Below are 1,274 nucleotides of genomic sequence, written 5' to 3'. Positions count from 1 at the left end.
GTTCTTCGTTTCTATGGGAAAGCAAAAATACTCGACCGACTTCAAACGTCAGGTCGTTCTTCACTATCTCAGTGGTCATGACGGTGCCAAAAAGACGGCCGCCCTGTTTGGTATCGATCATGGCGCCGTTCGCCGCTGGACCGAGCATTGGAAAGTCAGTGGTGAAGCTGGCTTGACCATCACGACCAAAGCTTATTCTGCTGAGTTCAAAGAGGAAGTTCTGCTTTGGATGAAGCAGAATTGTGCCTCTTCTCGCAAGGCTGCTGCGACATTCAAGATCGCCGCCGCCTGCACCGTCAGCCGGTGGGAGCGTCTTTATCGTGAAGGCGGTATCATGGCCCTCCGTGATAAACGCACAGAACGCACCATGACTTCAGAGAAGACGCCCCCCGGCAAACCGCTCACCGCCCCCTATCCCACCTTCCACAGTGCCGAGGAAGAGCTTGAATACCTGCGAGCGGAGAACGCCTATCTAAAAAAACTGCATGCCTTGGCGCGGGAAAAACAGCAGAAAAAGCAAAAGTCATTTCCGGGCTAAGGCAACACCATAAGCTGGCCACGCTGCTGCATATCGCCGGGTTGCCACGCAGTACCTTCTATTGGCAGATGAGCTCAGATGCCAGCACAAAGGCCTACGAGCATGAAGCAGAGCGGGTCAAGGCACTGTTTCATCACCATAAAGGGCGTTATGGTTATCGACGGATCACCCTGGCGCTGCGAAATGAGGGATGTCATCTCAACCATAAAACCGTGCGTAAACTCATGCGAAAACAGGAGCTTGCCTCTAACCTGCGCCGCAAGAAATACCGCTCGTACAAGGGGACATACGGCCATATTGCCCCGAACCTCTTGCAGCGTGATTTTCACGCCGATGCCCCGAACCAGAAATGGGTCACCGATGTGACGGAGTTCAATCTCAAAGGGCAGAAGCTATACCTGTCCCCGGTGCTGGACCTGTATAACAGCGAGATCATCGCCTGGCAGATGGCCACGCACCAGGGAATGCCATTGGTGGACAAGATGCTGGATGACGCCCTGGCAACATTGGGGCCAGGAGACACGCCGGTGCTGCACTCGGATCAAGGCTGGCAATATCAGATGGCCAGCTATCAGACGCGGTTATCGTCAAGGGAGGTGAAGCAAAGCATGTCACGCAAAGGGAACTGCTTGGACAATGCGGTGGTAGAAAACTTCTTCGGGCTGCTAAAGAGCGAATGCTGGTTCAACGAGAAATACGAGGACACGGAGCAGTTGAAGCGAGCAGTGGATGAATA

General features: G+C 53.8%; 1 protein-coding gene. It reads left to right on the top strand.

Features of this window, described 5'->3' with window-relative positions:
- Positions 1 to 13: 13 nt before the first annotated feature.
- Positions 14 to 1,274 (top strand): IS3 family transposase gene (locus tag PG883_RS23495; RefSeq protein WP_270808458.1). Its coding sequence is split into 2 segments (ribosomal slippage), with 1,262 coding nucleotides annotated over them: positions 14 to 482 and positions 482 to 1,274; the frame shifts between segments, so codons are not numbered across the junction. This gene is flagged as partial in the annotation.

It is taken from the genome of Aeromonas sp. QDB25, assembly GCF_027707725.1.
Classification (GTDB): Bacteria; Pseudomonadota; Gammaproteobacteria; order Enterobacterales; family Aeromonadaceae; genus Aeromonas; species Aeromonas caviae.
The sequence above is the reverse complement of the archived record's forward strand: the minus strand, read 5'-3'. Positions and strand labels throughout refer to the sequence as shown.